The 265-nt window shown below is 38.5% G+C and carries 1 protein-coding gene; it reads left to right on the top strand.

Annotated features, from left to right (window positions below):
• Window positions 1–209, top strand: a 209-nt coding sequence (locus AAEY80_RS14600; RefSeq protein ID WP_350588599.1) for a hypothetical protein, incomplete at its 5' end; no start/stop codon positions are given.
• Between the last annotated feature and the right edge of the window lie 56 nt (window positions 210–265).

The raw sequence follows: 265 nt of genomic DNA, 5'->3' as shown, positions 1-265 counted from the left end.
GTATTGAACGTGTACGTGAGCAATCGACTCAAAATGACGACAACACCGTATTTGAAGATTTAAGCGAAGTTGAAATGCTCAACCCGCTTAACTTATTAGAACAAGCATTTGCAAACGATAAAGATATGGCAGGGCAAAGCGTACCCGATGAGCTAAAAGCACTTTTAAGTGATGTGATAAACGAGCTTACGGAGCAAGAACAACTATGAAAATAACCGCAGTTCGTATTCATAATTTAGCTTCAATAGTTGATGCTGAAATAGAC

The sequence above is a fragment of the Psychrobacter sp. 78a-MNA-CIBAN-0178 genome (assembly GCF_040309625.1).
GTDB lineage: Bacteria > Pseudomonadota > Gammaproteobacteria > Pseudomonadales > Moraxellaceae > Psychrobacter > Psychrobacter okhotskensis.
This window is presented reverse-complemented; position numbering and strand designations above follow the sequence as displayed.